The sequence below is a fragment of the Pseudomonas sp. BRG-100 genome, assembly GCF_000737955.1.
Lineage (GTDB): Bacteria > Pseudomonadota > Gammaproteobacteria > Pseudomonadales > Pseudomonadaceae > Aquipseudomonas > Aquipseudomonas synxantha_A.
In genome coordinates, this window is record NZ_JPRX01000001.1 from 2,090,033 (window position 1) to 2,104,988 (window position 14,956).

The following is a 14,956-nucleotide window of genomic DNA, read 5'->3' on the forward strand; positions in this document are numbered from 1 at the left end:
CAACTAACCGTCCACCAATTCAAGTTCAAGCCCGTCCCAAAACTTCCGTAATCTAAAAACATGCTCACAGCCATAATTATCCAAAAGGCGCCATTGACTTTCCGTATCACCAGACCCTGGTGATGGCGCCGTCACGCGAGCTACAACAGCACGCATTATGGTAGGCCGCATATTAAACCAAATAACTTTTTCATTCCCATGAGGCGCACCTAGAACAATATCATCGAGCACAACCACCGGACCAACAATATCTTTATTGATCACTACCCCACCTTTATAATAATACCCAGCCCCCATCTTATTAAAATATGATGTCTGAAAATTCAGACCTTCCTTAATAACTGACAATGGCGCATCAAGGCCTTTGTTCACAAGAAAGTGCAATCCTGCTGGTGGAGACCAGTAGTAAACATCAACATCGTAATATTCATCATGATAGGCATCCTTATCATGGTATCTAGTCAGATTCTCTACGCGCAACTGATAAAGCCGTACCGGGCGAACAACCACATACGAGTCAAATGCAACATCACCATCACTGTAGTTAGTCGTGTAAGTCACACCACTTATCTCGATAGACGCCATGAATCTGCGCTCGTCGATGGGCACACTCGGATCCACACGTAAATAGCGATCTACGATCTCGACTTGTCGCTGAGCGTGCCCGGTCACGGCTTCTGGTTTTTGATCCGGCCTTACCTCATCGATACGTGTACGCCAGAGACCCGTATCGTAAATGTTTTTCTCCTTATCACAGCTCCAACCTTCTGGAAGCGGCTCATTGACATTTGGCGAGTAGAGCGTAACGGTCAAGCCATTACGCTCCGCTTCCGAAAGCCTGACAGGCAGCCAATACCCATCGGTTTGTCGCTGTTCAATAGCAACCTCAACAACCACCTTGCATTGATGACGACTATTGGCATAGAGCTCATCGGTAAAAGTCCCGCCACCGGGCAACATGATTTTAAAATGAGTGACCCTCAGCGTCCGAACGATCTCACCGGTCAATTTAAAAAATGGAACGCCAGGCAGGTTCATTGAATCTATCTGTTTCACTAAAAACTTTTGCTCATTGCCATAGTTATCCAATACCCGCCAAAAACTCTTGGTGTCGCGACTCGCAGGCACCAGCGCAGACTTCAACCTGATCGCACGCAGCACAGTCGGTCTTTTGTTAAACGGTATCAAGGGGTTGGGCGATGGCGCAGGAAGCCCTGCATCAATCTCATGCAGATGAAGTGTCGAGTCCAACTCGTCCTTATTTATAAATGTTCCCACCCTACTTGAAGAAGTGTTATCAAGAGGTGAATGCCACGATAAAACGCTCTGAAAATCCTTACCCTCCCCAGGCAAACTCAGCGGACTATCAAAGCCCATGTTTTTTACCACCCACAAGCCGCCTGGAGGTGTCCAGTAGTAAACATCCACCGACGTGCGATAAGGCGGTGCACTGGAGTAGGCAAGATAATCTACATAGAGATCCATATCGTCTGCATCCCAGCTCATGGGACGGACCGGGCTAAGGGTGACAAAAGACTCAAGAGCAGCTTCATCTCTGAAGCTGTAAGTTGTGTAAATACAACTTTCAATCGTCACACACGCCATAAATACTGCTGGCCCGATGGGTGCGCCCGGGTCGCAACGCAAGTAGCGCTTGATAGGAGCTTCTGAGGAACGCTCAACACGCTCTACCAAGTCGTTGATCGGTTCCTGCTGCTGTGATTTGTCCCGCCAAAGTCCAAGAGTGAATTGATTTTTTTCTACATCGCAGCTCCACCCGGGAGCGAGCGTTTGATTGCCATGTTCTGACCATTCAACAAGGGTGACACTGGCGCGCTCCTCATCAGTTAAGTGCACACGGACCCACTCGTCGCCAGCGCCACTGACTTCTTTAATAACGTCAATGAGGACTTCACACTGATGGCGTCCGTTGGCATAGAGCCCATTCGCCGCCTCCGTATTGGCAGGACGACTGATGCTGAACCTCGACAAACGGCACTTGCTTGGTTGCGCGACCATGTCCCACCCCTTCATTAAGTTAGCCCTGATACCATCAGAACCTGCAGAGGGGGGGCGAAACAACTGTCAGATCTGACAGTTCGATAGATCCATTTTTAATATCGCTATCGGTTAGCAGCCCTGTATAAGCTATGGCTTCCAGCGATCCGCCGCCGCATGATCACTGTGCCGCCCTTCCACCCAACGCGGGCCGTCCGGGGTATTTTCCTTCTTCCAAAACGGCGCCCGCGTCTTCAGGTAATCCATCACAAACGCACACGCATCAAAGGCCGCCTGCCGATGCGCACTGGCCGCAGCGACAAACACAATCGGCTCTCCCGGCTCCAGCGTGCCGATGCGATGCAGCACCTCCAACTTGAGCAACGGCCAACGCTGCTCGGCTTCCAAGACGATCTTGGTCAGGGCTTTTTCGGTCATGCCGGGGTAGTGTTCAAGAAACATCCCCGACACCTCGCGCCCGTCATTGAAGTCACGCACATAACCGACAAAACTCACCACCGCGCCTACGCCCACATTGGCCGCGTGCATGGCGTTGACTTCGGCGCCCGGATCAAAGGCTTCGACCTGCACACGAATGGTCATGCTCAGCCTCCGGTTACGGGCGGGAAAAATGCGACTTCGTCACCCGCTTGCACCGGTTCATCAAGGCCGCACAGTTCTTCATTGCGTGCGCACATCAGGCTGCTCTCGTTGAGCACTGCAAACTCCGGGTCAGCGGCCAGCGCCAGGCGCACAGCATCGACGGTGGCGAAATCACCCTCCATCTCCAGAGAGTCAAAGCCTACCGCTTCGGCGTAACGGGCAAAAAACAGCACGTTGATACTCATACCGGGTCCGCCTTGAAATGCCCGCTTTTACCGCCAAGCTTTTCCAGCAGGCGAATGCTTTCGATGGTCATGCCACGGTCCACGGCCTTGCACATGTCGTAGATCGTCAGTGCCGCGACGCTGGCGGCAGTCAATGCCTCCATCTCCACGCCGGTCTGGCCTGAGAGTTTGCAGCGCGCCAGGATATGCACGGCATCCACGCCATCGGCGCGCAGTTCGACCTTGACCCCGGTGAGCATCAGCGGGTGGCACAGGGGGATCAAGTCACTGGTTTTTTTCGCCGCCTGGATCCCGGCAATGCGAGCCACCGCAAATACGTCGCCCTTGGGGTGGGCGCCGTCGACAATCATTGTCAGGGTTTCGGGCAACATGCGCACCCGCGCTTCGGCCACGGCCTCACGGAACGTCACGGCTTTGTCGGTGACGTCGACCATATGGGCACGACCTTGGGAATCGAGATGAGTCAGCACAGCAATACTCCTGATCAGGAGCAGCGATTGTAAACCTGTGGGTCAAATTTGCGCAGGGCTGTTTATTCCATAGATGACTGTGGCGCGGGAGCAAGCTCCCTCGCCACAGGACACCGCTGCCGGGTTAGAAACGGAAGGTAAACCCGGCGTTGATCCCGTTGTTGTTACCGCGATTGGACAGCAAGCCGCTGTAGTTCAGCGACACCAGGGTGTCTTTGGTCAAGGCCATTTCCGCACTGGCCTTGATCACCGCGCCGTCCCGGGCGACGGGTACGCTATTAACGGCAAAAGCAGTGTCGCTGCCGGCAAACTTCAGCGAGGCTTCGCGATCGGTATCACCGAACTGATGCTCCCAACCCAGCTCACCGCGCAACGTCACTGCCGAGGTGGAGCTGAGCGGCAACTGCGTATGCGCACGCAGGCCCACCGTAGATAGCGTCGCGTCCTGGCTTTGCTTGCTGGCGTGCAAAGCAGCGGCGCCGCCTTTTTCCTTGAACGAGTCGCTCTGGTAGTTCAGGTACGTGAGGTTGGCGAAGGGTTCGAATGGGTTCCATTGGGTGTAGCCGATCTCGGCAAACACTTGGTCGGTGCGCGCATTGTAATCGGCCTTGGCATAGTCCGACTGGTTGGCGTAAGCAACCCGCCGCGAAGTATCCAGACGGTGCCAGGTGGTAGCGCCGCCCAGGCGTAAGGCGATCGCCTCGAAGCGCTTACCGCCATACACCGACAGGTGATAGTTGTCGCTGTCCGCCGAAGCAGACTGGCCATTGAGGTGGCTCTGGGTATAACCGGTCGCCGCCCCCACGCGCCAGCCGTCGCTGACCTCGGTATCCAGCCCCAGCAACACCCCACTGGTGGACGAAGAGTAGCCACTGGCGTTGTTGTCACCGCTGACGTTATTGCGCCCACCGAGCAGCTGCACCCAGCCGCCGTTGTCACGGCTATCGATCTGCGCGCTGGAATCCAGTGCCTGGGCCTGTTGCAGACGAGCATTGACCGCTTCGCGAAGGTATCGACTGTCGGCCATTTGCGCTGCCGCAACATCAGAATGCAGCTGCCCCGACAACTGCTTGAATGCATCCCGAGCCTGTGCGGCGGAATCGGAAGCCAACAGGCTTTCGTAAACCGGGCTGCCGGCGCCCAGCTTCTCGGCCGCCGTCGCCACAGCCCGTTCGTTGCGGGTTTGCGCGACGCTGGCGAAGGTGGTCTGGTTGCGCGCTATCGCCAGGGTCAGTTGGTTCGGTTGGTAAGCGAGTTGCGTGCCGATAAACAGGTAGTTGGGCGCGAACGCCGCAAACTGGCCATTGATACCCTGGCTGGCGCTGAGGATGTTGAACTGCTGGCCCAGCAAGCTACGCGCCTCAGTGGCGGACAGCAGGTTGGGGCTGTTCTCTAAAGACACGGTCACCACACCGCCATTAAGGGTTGCAACCCCGCTGCTCTGGATTTGGTCGCTGCGGCCACTGGTACCGACTTCGACGGCATACACCGAGCCAGGGTTGAAGGTCACGTCGCCGGTACGCAGCGTGCCAATCGAATGCCCTGGTGCCACGCGCCCGCCATTGTTGACGGTCAAGGCGCCCACCGTGCCGGTGCCGGCCAGGGTGCCGCCCAAGGTGGTCACCACGCCATTGTCCGCATTACGCGTGCCCACGGCACTGCCATCCACCGTCACGGCAGAGGTCAACGCACCGTCCACCGACAATTTGCCACCGCGCACCCAGGTGCTACCTGAATAGGTGTTCTGCCCTTCCAACACCAACTCGCCGTCACCGGACTTGACCAGGCTACCGACGTAAGTGGCGCCGGTGAGCAAGTCCTGGCCACGAGTGAGCGTCGCCTGTTCCCGGGCATGGCCGATCTCGTATTCGAACTGATCATCGGCCGAGGCATTGGTGGGCAGGCCATTGAGCCAGCCCTTCTGCTGCTTGGTCGCCGCCCAGGTGGCCTGCTCGGTAGCGTCTTCCACACGGCGGGCGCGAATGGCTTCATCGGAAATCGGGTTGGCCCAGATATCGCGGGTACCGGTAGGCAAGGCTACCGCCACGGCGCCAAGGAACTGCCCCGGCCCTTGCATCGCTTTTTGCAGATTGGGCAGACCCCATCCGCTGACCACACCCGGCACTTGCGGCGTTCCCGGCGCGGCATCATGCACCGGTTGCAGGTTGTCGTAGGTGCGCCCTCCCGTCAGCTCGCCCACGGGCGTGTCCGCACCGTCCGGCGCCTGCAGGCTGGAGGTGGTGAGCAACACATCCCGCGCCTGGCTGGCGGTCATGTAGGGAAAGCGCTGGATCACCAAGGCCAAGGCTCCGGAAACGCTCGGCGCCGCCGCGGAGGTACCATTGGCATTCGGGATGATTTCGCCCTCAGGCCCGGCAGACGGGATGCCCGATACGCCCATTACACACCACCACTTCGAGGTGCCGCAGCGGTTGTAGACCTGGGCGCTGGTCTCGTCATAGCCGGTGATCGCGAGGAACTTGCCTTCGATATCCGGCTTGAAAAATGGCAGGTTGGCGTTGGTGTCCGGGTTGGCACCGTGGCTGTCGTTGCCCGCCGAGATGATCTGGATAAAGGTGTTCTGGCGGGCCGCGTCGGCCATGGCGTCCATCCAGGTTTTGTGCCCGGCGTGGGCCTTGTCCCAGAACGGGCGATAGGCGGCGGTCATGTCACGCAGGTTTTGCGCGGCGCTGTCGCCGACATTGCCAAAGTGGTTCTCCACGTCATCGCGCGAGCTTTGCCCCCAGCTCTGGTTGACGATCGACACGTTCTTCGCCGCCAGGGCGTTGTAGCTGGCCATGAACGCGTTGTAGTCGAGGTCGTTGGAGCCTTGGTACCGATCGTTGTCGCTGCCGCCGGTGTTGGCGACAAAGATATTCGCATCGAAGGCGATTCCGTGCATACCGGTGCCGTTGCGGCTGGCGCCGAGCACACCCGACATTTCCGTACCGTGGCCATCATTGAACGCCGGGTCATACTCACCGGGAATACTGAAATGTTCACCCTGCTTGAACTCGCCGCTGGGCACTTCAAGACGGTAACGCGGATGGGTGGCGTAGTACTCGCCAGTGGATGTCACCGCCTGTACCCGGTCCTGGCCCAGGGCATTCTTGCCCTGAAACTCGAAGTGCCGGGTAAGGATGCCCGAGTCGAGCACGCCGACATTCACACCCTTGCCGGTGATGCCCAGGGCATAGGCGTAATACGCGTTGGTGCGGTCCAGGCCAGAGTTGACCTGGGCTTCCGGGGTTTTCCAGGTTTGCGCGTTAGCGCTCCAGTCACGGGTTGCGCCAGCCCAGGATTGCCCGGCGTTCAGTTGCCCAGTGAGATTGCTGCTCACACCCGGCTCTACGTAGGTATAGGGCTTGGCGGCCGGCAGGTTGGCGATGATGGCCTTGGAGAAATCGAGAATATTGGTGGTGTAGCGACCATTGTTGCTGAACAGCCGGCTGCGGTAGTAATCCAGGCGCGAGGTGTAGTCCAGCGGGCGCCGGGTATCGCCGAGCATGGCGCCGATGGTGAGGTTTTCAGGCTGTAGTTCGTAGTTCTGCTTGAGGGCCGAATCGAACTTGCCGGACTGGGCGGCGAAGTCCTTGGCCGCCAGGTCGACGATATCCGCGTAGGCAAACCGCAGGTTCTTGTACACCTCAGTGTCGGGGCCGAACGAGGCGACGGCTTTGCGAAATGCCGACTCCAGTACCTGGGAGGTGTAGGGATTGTCGTCCGCCCAGGCCAATGAGCCCTGGCCCAGCCAGAGGGCCAGACCGAGCGCGATAGGTGCCAGGGGTATCTGCTTGAAACGAGTGGCGTGCTTGCGTTGCGACAAAGTGAAGCCATTACCTGCTACGTCCATTTTCCTTTCCCTTTGGATATGTGCGTCGTCAATGAGCGATATTTCGGGCTTTTGTAATAGGCAGGGTCACGGTGAAAACCCTAGATAGGTCTTCAAAAGGTTCGTCGAATCAAGGAGGTGGCGCTCCGACGGGTTGTGGAGTGTTTTTATTATTTCTACCGCGAGAAAAAATGTAACAAAATAATTACAAAAACCACAAGCACCCAGGGCGCGTTATCGCAGGCAAATGTCGCACACAACAAAAACCCCGGATTTCGTGAAACATCCGGGGCGGTTCGTGGCATTTAGCCACTTGTTAGTTACAGGTGGGACTCGGCGTATTCAGCCAGAATCGAACGAGGCACCCCTTGCAGCGCGATATGCACGCCGTTGGGGAAGTCTTTGAAACGTTCCGTCAGGTAGGTCAGCCCGGAGCTGGTCGCGGACAGGTAAGGGGTGTCGATCTGTGCCAGGTTGCCCAGGCACACCACTTTGGAACCGGCGCCGGCACGGGTGATGATGGTTTTCATCTGGTGCGGGGTAAGGTTCTGGCATTCATCGATCAGGATCAGGCTCTGCTGGAAGCTGCGACCTCGGATGTAGTTGAGGGATTTGAACTGCAACGGCACTTTGCTGAGGATGTAATCGACGCTGCCATGGGTGTTTTCGTCATCCATGTGCAAGGCTTCGAGGTTGTCGGTGATCGCCCCCAGCCACGGCTCCATTTTTTCCGCTTCGGTGCCGGGCAAAAAGCCGATTTCCTGGTCCAGGCCCTGCACACTGCGCGTGGCGATGATGCGGCGGTAGCGCTTGGTCACCATGGTCTGTTCGATGGCAGCGGCCAGGGCGAGGATGGTTTTGCCCGAGCCTGCGGCGCCGGTCAGGTTGACCAAGTGGATGTCCGGGTCGAGCAGCGCGTACAGCGCCAGGCTTTGGTAGATATCACGCGGTTTCAGGCCCCAGGCTTCCTGGTGCAACAGGGGTTCCTGATGCAGGTCGAGAATCAGCAGCTTGTCGACCTGGATCTCTTTGATCCAGCCCACGAAGCCTTGTTCGTCGACGATGAATTCATTGATATGCACGGCCGGCAGGTTGTCGATCAGCTGTACCTGGTGCCAGGTGCGGCCATGGTCCTGACGGGTCTCGACCTTGCTGACACGGTCCCAGAACGAACCGGTCATCATGTGATAACCCCGCGACAGCATCGACACGTCGTCGACTAGCTGGTCGGTGCTGTAGTCCTCGGCAGCGATCCCACACGCTCGTGCCTTGAGGCGCATATTGATGTCTTTGGTCACCAGCACTACGCGCAGGTCCTTGTCGCGAGCGTGCAGGTCGATCAATTGGTTGATGATTTTGTTGTCGTTCAGGTTTTCCGGCAGCAGGCTGTTGGGCTCGCTGCGCTTGCTCATCAGGATCGACAGCAAGCCCTTGGGCCCGCTTTTGCCACGCTGGATCGGCACACCGACCTCAACGTCCTCGGGCGAGGCTTCGCCCAGGGTCTTGTCGATCAGACGGATGGCCTGGCGGCATTCGGCGGCGACGCTGTGGTGGCCGCTTTTGAGTTTGTCGAGCTCCTCAAGCACGATCATCGGGATGGCGACGTGGTGTTCTTCGAAGTTAAGCAGTGCGTTTGGATCGTGGATCAATACGTTGGTATCAAGCACGTAAAGGATTGGCTGGTCGGAAGAAGGGGTACGTCCATGATCATCCATACTCGGTCACCTTTGTGGGAGCCAGTCGACGCAATACCTGGGCGGTGCTGCGCCTCGATTCGACCACCGACCACACCTGAGTGACGTCAAGTGCAGTGCCCACATGAGGAGTCTTGGAAGACGCCACCTGTGTTGCAGGGTTCGGCGGTCTGACTTCGTAATACCGCAAAACCCATGACAGGAAAAAGCACTTTGACGCTTTTTTGAAGTTTATTTTTCAGGATGACGAATAGCACTAGCCGAGTGCCAGCCACCCCGTTAAAGTCGGAAGTCCGCCTGCATCGAAATGTCGCAGCAAATCACCCCAGAAATGCCTCATCCCCAACGGGGCCGGGGATTTTCAGCGAAATGCCTCGCGACACTCCTGCCAACCCAAACCACTCTGCGCCGTTGCCTGCAACACTATCGGTATTGCCACCCGCGCCTTGTCCTGGGTGTCGTGAAACGCAATTACGCCTTTGCGCCACAGCAGCATCAGCGTCAGCACCCGCTGCGCCGATTCCTCGGCCTTGAGTTTGCCCGGATCGTCCTGGGAATCGATGTCCCACAACGCCACCTGCAAACCCTGCTGCTGGAAGAACCCCTGGCTGTCCGCACGACGCTGCCCATAAGGCGGTCGGAACAGCGGCACATAGTTTTCCGGCATCAGGTTCTGTACCAGCGCGGCACTGCGGGTGATGGAGCTTTGCCAGTCGACCCAATGGCTATGGGAACGGTATTGCCAACCCTGGATACCTACGCACTGCCCTTGGTACAGCGCCTGCACATCCGCGACAGAACTGCGCTCCACACGACTTTGCAAACTGCTGCCGAGGGCGAAGAACGTGGCGTTCATCTTCTGCTTGCGCAGGCAGTCGGTGAGCCAGTCGGTATTACCGCCCACCAACGCCGGGCCGCCGTCGAAGGTCAGCAGGAACATGCGATCGTTGAGCTCGTCGCCATTGCGCTCATGGTCGCCGAAACGCGCCACTTCGCTGCTGATCTGCGGGAACAGCGCAGCCTTGCGCAGCAGCTCATCCAGATAGCGCTCATGAAAGTGCCGGCTGGGTGCGGCCCAGCCTATATAGAACGAGTTGTCACTGACCTCGAACTTGCCGGCCTGCTCGCGCAGGTCGTCCATGTTTTCCACCAGGTAGCAGAACGAAGCATCTTCCTCGCAGCTTTGCTGGGCGAAGCTGTAGTTCTCCAACAGCCGTTGCCAGAGCTGGCGGCGCAGGTCGTCGATGGCCGCCAGGTTGATGATCTTCAGCCCCAGGCGTTGCTTGAGCGCGCTTTCGTCCAAGGCTTCGCTGGCAAGCAGGCCGTGGGCAAACATCAGGATTTCTGCCCGCGAAGCCACATCGAACAGCGCCGGGCTGCTGAGTTTTTCCGGCCAGGTGCTACGGTCTAGGCTGGCGACATCCACCGGCGCCGCTTGGGCGGTGACGCACAGCAGGCAAGCCGACAATAAAAGCGCTAATCGCACACGGGGTCTTCCTTTCCAGAGTTACCGCCCATCATAGCGGATCGCATCTATCGCCATCATAGGTGGAGTCCAAACGCCCCAACCCCTAGAATCTCGCCCACGATTCCAGGAGCCAACTTCATGCTGATGGTGATTTCCCCCGCCAAAACCCTCGATTTCGAGTCCAAGCCGGTCACTGCGCGCTTTACCCAACCGCAATACCTGGACCATTCCCAGGAGCTTATAGAACAGCTGCGCGAACTGAGTCCGGCGCAAATCAGCGAGTTGATGCACGTCTCCGACAAGATCGGTGGCCTCAACGCCGCCCGCTTCGGCAGTTGGACGCCCGCCTTCACCTCGGCCAACGCCAAGCAGGCGCTGCTGGCTTTCAAGGGCGACGTGTATACCGGCCTGAACGCCGAGACCTTCAGCGATGCCGATTTCAGCTATGCCCAGGACCACCTGCGTATGCTCTCAGGCCTGTACGGCCTGCTGCGCCCGCTGGACCTGATGATGCCGTATCGCCTGGAGATGGGCACCAAGCTGGCCAACGCCCGGGGCAAGGACCTTTACGCGTTCTGGGGCACCCGCATCAGCGAATGGTTGAATGAGGCCCTGGCCGCACAAGGCGACGATGTGCTGCTCAACCTGGCGTCCAATGAGTACTTCTCGGCGGTCAAGCGCACGGCCCTGAACGCGCGGATCATCAACACCGAGTTCAAGGACCTGAAGAACGGCCAGTACAAGATCATCAGCTTCTACGCGAAAAAGGCCCGGGGCATGATGAGCCGCTTTGTGATTGAAGAACGCATCAACGATCCGGCCAAGCTCAAGCAGTTCGATGTGCAGGGCTATCGCTTCAATGCGGAGCAGTCCAAGCCGGATAACCTGGTGTTTTTGCGCGATCACGCACCGGAGTAAGGCTGCACAGACACTGCGGATCAAATGTGGGAGCAAGCCCCCTCCCACATTTTTTTTGTATTCCAAACCATAAATCGTCATTTATTTGGCGCCAGAAAAACATCCATACATAACCCTAACGATTTATTCACTCGACACTCGTCGGTTTTTTTCGTAGTGGCACCACTTTTTTTAATCAGTAGTGGCACAAAACTATCTACGCGTACCAACTCCCCATAACTACTGGCCTAAATAGCAAGTGCTATCACTATAGTGCCAGTGCCATCTTTTCTAATATTTCAAGAAATTTCCGGAAACAGGATGAGCGGCCAGGAACTTCGTCCTGATGCACCGCTCATACCACCGGTAACGAAATTCTCTGCTTACGTAAGAGATGACTTACATAACGACCAACGGAAGTAGCCAAGTTGTCATAAAACACTTTGGTTCTATGGTCATAACATCAACTGATCGAGTTAAGGGTGGCGATAAGTACGCATTGCTATCCCCCGCAGGCCAAGGCAGCGCTGACCTAAATGAGCCCGTGTACACACACAAGGCATTGATAAAAAAGGCATTTTGCCTTCATCAAAACCTTGCCGCACCGGCGCCGGAGCCTTCCTCCAAGGAAGCACGGCTGCATTTCAGGGCAAGCCCCAATAATAAGGCCTCGTTGCGCACAACTTGAGTGCAATAGTTAGTCACTCGTTATTCAACATGCCTGCACGCGGTAAGTCGGCGTCTATTCGCCTAACTTTCGCGGCATCAGTGACGCTTGCAAACATGAACTCCGGCCATTTAATGGCATGAATTAAACAAAGAGGTAATTGCGATGCGCATCAGCATATTTGGTTTGGGTTACGTTGGCGCCGTGTGTGCCGGTTGCCTGTCTGCCCGTGGCCACGAAGTGGTCGGCGTAGACATCTCCAAGGAAAAGATCGACCTGATCAATGCGGGTAAATCGCCGATTGTCGAGCCGGGTCTGGGCGAGCTGTTGAGCCAGGGTATCCAGACCGGCCGACTGCGTGGCACTACCAACTTCGCCGAGGCGATTCGCGATACCGACCTGTCGATGATTTGCGTCGGCACGCCCAGCAAGAAGAACGGCGACCTGGAACTGAACTACATCGAGTCGGTATGCCGCGAGATCGGTTTTGTCCTGCGTGACAAGACCACCCGCCACACCATCGTGGTGCGCAGTACCGTCCTCCCGGGCACTGTCGCCAACGTAGTGATTCCAATCCTCGAAGACTGCTCCGGCAAGAAAGCCGGCGTCGACTTCGGCGTTGCGGTCAACCCGGAATTCCTGCGTGAGTCCACCGCCATTGCCGACTACGACCTGCCACCGATGACCGTCATCGGCGAGTTCGATAAAGCTTCCGGCGATGTCCTGCAATCGCTGTACGAAGAACTCGACGCGCCGATCATCCGCAAGGACATCGCCGTCGCCGAAATGATCAAGTACACCTGCAACGTGTGGCACGCCACCAAGGTCACCTTCGCCAACGAGATCGGCAACATCGCCAAGGCCGTCGGCGTCGATGGTCGTGAAGTGATGGAAGTGGTCTGCCAGGACAAGACCCTCAACCTGTCCCAGTACTATATGCGCCCAGGCTTCGCTTTCGGCGGTTCGTGCCTGCCAAAAGACGTGCGTGCCCTGACCTACCGCGCCGGTTCCCTGGACGTGGAAGCACCACTGCTCAACTCGCTGATGCGCAGCAACGAGTCCCAGGTACAGAACGCCTTCGACATCGTTTCCAGCCACGACAAGCGCAAAGTCGCCCTGCTGGGCCTGAGCTTCAAGGCCGGTACCGATGACCTGCGTGAAAGCCCATTGGTAGAACTGGCGGAAATGCTGATCGGCAAGGGCTACGACCTGAGCATCTACGACAGCAACGTCGAGTACGCCCGTGTGCACGGCGCGAACAAGGACTACATCGAAGGCAAGATCCCGCACGTGTCGTCCCTGCTCAACTCGGATTTCGATGATGTGATCAACAACTCCGACGTGATCATCCTCGGTAACCGTGACGAGAAGTTCCGTGCCCTGGCGCATAACGCTCCGGAAGGCAAGCAAGTGGTCGACCTGGTGGGCTTCATGTCCAAGGCCACCAGCGTGAGTGGCCGTACTGAAGGTATTTGCTGGTAACAGCAACGGCAAGTTTCAGGCTGCCAGTGGCTTACCCCAGCACTTGCAGCCTGAAGCCTCCTCCCCTTCCGGATGACGCTTATGTCCAAGTTAAAACATGTATTTCTGCAATCGGCCGGCTGGCTGTTATTCCTCAGCCTGTTGATGGGTCTCGCCCTGCTGTTGCCGGCGAGTACTTTCGATTCGCAATCGAAGAATTTTATTTTCCTGATTGGCGCCGTGGGTATCTGGCGCTACTCGATGGGTGCGACGCATTTCTTTCGCGGCATGCTGTTTCTCTACGTGGTGTACCCGCACCTGCGCCGCAAAGTGCGCAAGCTGGGCAAGGCCGCCGACCCGTCCCACGTGTTCCTGATGGTCACCAGTTTTCGTATCGATGCGCTGACCACCGCCCAGGTGTACAGCTCGGTGATTCGCGAAGCCATCGAATGCGGCTTCCCGACCACCGTGGTCTGCTCGCTGGTGGAAATGTCCGATGAGCTGCTGGTGAAAAGCCTCTGGGAAAAGATGAACCCGCCGGCTCACGTCAAGCTCGACTTCGTGCGCATCGCCGGTACCGGCAAGCGTGACGGTTTGGCCTTCGGTTTTCGCGCCATCTCGCGCCACCTGCCGGATGACCGTGCCGTGGTAGCTGTGATCGATGGCGACACCGTGCTCGCCGAAGGCGTGGTCCGCAAGACCGTCCCCTGGTTCCAGCTGTTCGGCAATGTCGGTGGCCTGACCACCAACGAATTCTGCGAAGTGCGCGGCGGCTACATCATGAGCGAGTGGCACAAGCTGCGCTTCGCCCAGCGCCACATCAACATGTGCTCCATGGCTCTGTCCAAGCGCGTGCTGACCATGACCGGGCGCATGTCGGTGTTCCGCGCCAGCGTAGTGACTGACCCGGGCTTTATCGCCGACGTGGAAAGCGACTCGCTGCAACACTGGCGCCTGGGGCGCTTCAAGTTCCTCACCGGCGATGACAAGTCCAGCTGGTTCAGCCTGATGCGCCTGGGCTACGACACCTTCTACGTACCGGACGCCGCGATCAACACCGTGGAACACCCGCCGGAAAAGAGCTTTATCAAAGCCAGCCGCAAACTGATGTTCCGCTGGTACGGCAACAACCTGCGCCAGAACTCCCGTGCCCTCGGGCTGGGCGTGCGTCGCCTCGGCCTGTTCACCAGCGTGGTGCTGTTCGACCAGCGCGTGTCGATGTGGACCTCCCTGCTCGGCCTGACCGTGGCGATGATCGCCACGTTCAAGTATGGCGGCGCGTTCATCCTCGCGTACCTGCTGTGGATCGGTATCACCCGCCTGATCCTGACCCTGTTGCTGTCGTGCTCGGGCCACAAGATCGGCCCGGCCTACCCGCTGATTCTCTATTACAACCAGATCATGGGCGCGTTGGTGAAGATCTACGTGTTCTTCCGCCTTGATCAACAGTCCTGGACCCGCCAGGACACCAAACTGACCCGCGATTTGGCCAGCTTTCAACGTTGGTTCAACACCTGGTCGTCTCGGACCATGACCTTCTCCGCCGGCAGCATCTTCGTTGCCGTGTTGCTGATGATGGTCTGACCCTGCCAAGCCTGAATTAACTAGGAAATCGAATACT

General features: G+C 57.7%; 10 protein-coding genes. 3 read left to right on the plus strand and 7 right to left on the minus strand.

Features of this window, described 5'->3' with window-relative positions:
• Positions 1–3 precede the first annotated feature (3 nt).
• The 7 genes from JH25_RS17990 to JH25_RS17960 form a co-directional block, all read right to left on the minus strand.
• Positions 4–2,019, minus strand: a complete 2,016-nt coding sequence (locus tag JH25_RS17990) for a hypothetical protein (protein WP_032877674.1) — start codon at positions 2,017–2,019, stop codon at positions 4–6.
• A 129-nt stretch (positions 2,020–2,148) separates the two neighbouring features.
• The gene (gene moaE / locus JH25_RS17985; protein WP_032877675.1) at positions 2,149–2,601 is read right to left on the minus strand and encodes a molybdopterin synthase catalytic subunit MoaE; all 453 of its coding nucleotides are present in this window, start codon (positions 2,599–2,601) and stop codon (positions 2,149–2,151) included.
• A 2-nt stretch (positions 2,602–2,603) separates the two neighbouring features.
• The gene (gene moaD / locus JH25_RS17980; RefSeq protein WP_032877676.1) at positions 2,604–2,846 is read right to left on the minus strand and encodes a molybdopterin converting factor subunit 1; all 243 of its coding nucleotides are present in this window, start codon (positions 2,844–2,846) and stop codon (positions 2,604–2,606) included.
• Positions 2,843–3,316 carry a cyclic pyranopterin monophosphate synthase MoaC gene (gene moaC / locus JH25_RS17975; protein WP_032877677.1) on the minus strand — a complete coding sequence of 158 codons (474 nt, stop codon included), beginning with the start codon at positions 3,314–3,316 and terminating at the stop codon, positions 2,843–2,845. Before moaC ends, moaD begins: the two co-directional genes overlap by 4 nt.
• 124 nt (positions 3,317–3,440) lie before the next feature.
• Complete coding sequence (locus JH25_RS17970; protein ID WP_032877679.1) at positions 3,441–7,169, minus strand: autotransporter domain-containing protein; 3,729 nt, start codon at positions 7,167–7,169, stop codon at positions 3,441–3,443.
• Positions 7,170–7,468: 299 nt separating this feature from the next.
• Positions 7,469–8,863 (minus strand): PhoH family protein, encoded by a 1,395-nt coding sequence (locus tag JH25_RS17965; RefSeq protein ID WP_032877681.1) that lies wholly within the window; start codon positions 8,861–8,863, stop codon positions 7,469–7,471.
• 340 nt (positions 8,864–9,203) lie between these two features.
• Positions 9,204–10,328 (minus strand): polysaccharide deacetylase family protein, encoded by a 1,125-nt coding sequence (locus JH25_RS17960; protein ID WP_032877682.1) that lies wholly within the window; start codon positions 10,326–10,328, stop codon positions 9,204–9,206.
• A 120-nt stretch (positions 10,329–10,448) separates the two neighbouring features.
• Between JH25_RS17960 and yaaA the strand changes: the two genes are divergently transcribed.
• The 3 genes from yaaA (at position 10,449) to alg8 (ending at position 14,919) form a co-directional block, all read left to right on the plus strand.
• Complete coding sequence (gene yaaA, locus JH25_RS17955) at positions 10,449–11,228, plus strand: peroxide stress protein YaaA (RefSeq protein WP_032877684.1); 780 nt, start codon at positions 10,449–10,451, stop codon at positions 11,226–11,228.
• Between the two features lie 811 nt (positions 11,229–12,039).
• Positions 12,040–13,356 carry a nucleotide sugar dehydrogenase gene (locus JH25_RS17950; RefSeq protein WP_014717010.1) on the plus strand — a complete coding sequence of 439 codons (1,317 nt, stop codon included), beginning with the start codon at positions 12,040–12,042 and terminating at the stop codon, positions 13,354–13,356.
• A gap of 81 nt (positions 13,357–13,437) precedes the next feature.
• Positions 13,438–14,919: a mannuronan synthase gene (gene alg8, locus JH25_RS17945; RefSeq protein ID WP_164699511.1), complete on the plus strand. Its 1,482-nt coding sequence runs from the start codon at positions 13,438–13,440 to the stop codon at positions 14,917–14,919.
• Positions 14,920–14,956: the final 37 nt, after the last annotated feature.

Coding starts and splice junctions, on each gene's coding strand:
- JH25_RS17990 (WP_032877674.1), bottom strand. CDS start 2,019: ATGGTCGCGCAACCAAGCAAGTGCCGTTTGTCGAGGTTCAGCATCAGT.
- moaE (WP_032877675.1), bottom strand. CDS start 2,601: ATGACCATTCGTGTGCAGGTCGAAGCCTTTGATCCGGGCGCCGAAGTC.
- moaD (WP_032877676.1), bottom strand. CDS start 2,846: ATGAGTATCAACGTGCTGTTTTTTGCCCGTTACGCCGAAGCGGTAGGC.
- JH25_RS17970 (WP_032877679.1), bottom strand. CDS start 7,169: ATGGACGTAGCAGGTAATGGCTTCACTTTGTCGCAACGCAAGCACGCC.
- JH25_RS17965 (WP_032877681.1), bottom strand. CDS start 8,863: ATGGATGATCATGGACGTACCCCTTCTTCCGACCAGCCAATCCTTTAC.
- yaaA (WP_032877684.1), top strand. CDS start 10,449: ATGCTGATGGTGATTTCCCCCGCCAAAACCCTCGATTTCGAGTCCAAG.
- JH25_RS17950 (WP_014717010.1), top strand. CDS start 12,040: ATGCGCATCAGCATATTTGGTTTGGGTTACGTTGGCGCCGTGTGTGCC.
- alg8 (WP_164699511.1), top strand. CDS start 13,438: ATGTCCAAGTTAAAACATGTATTTCTGCAATCGGCCGGCTGGCTGTTA.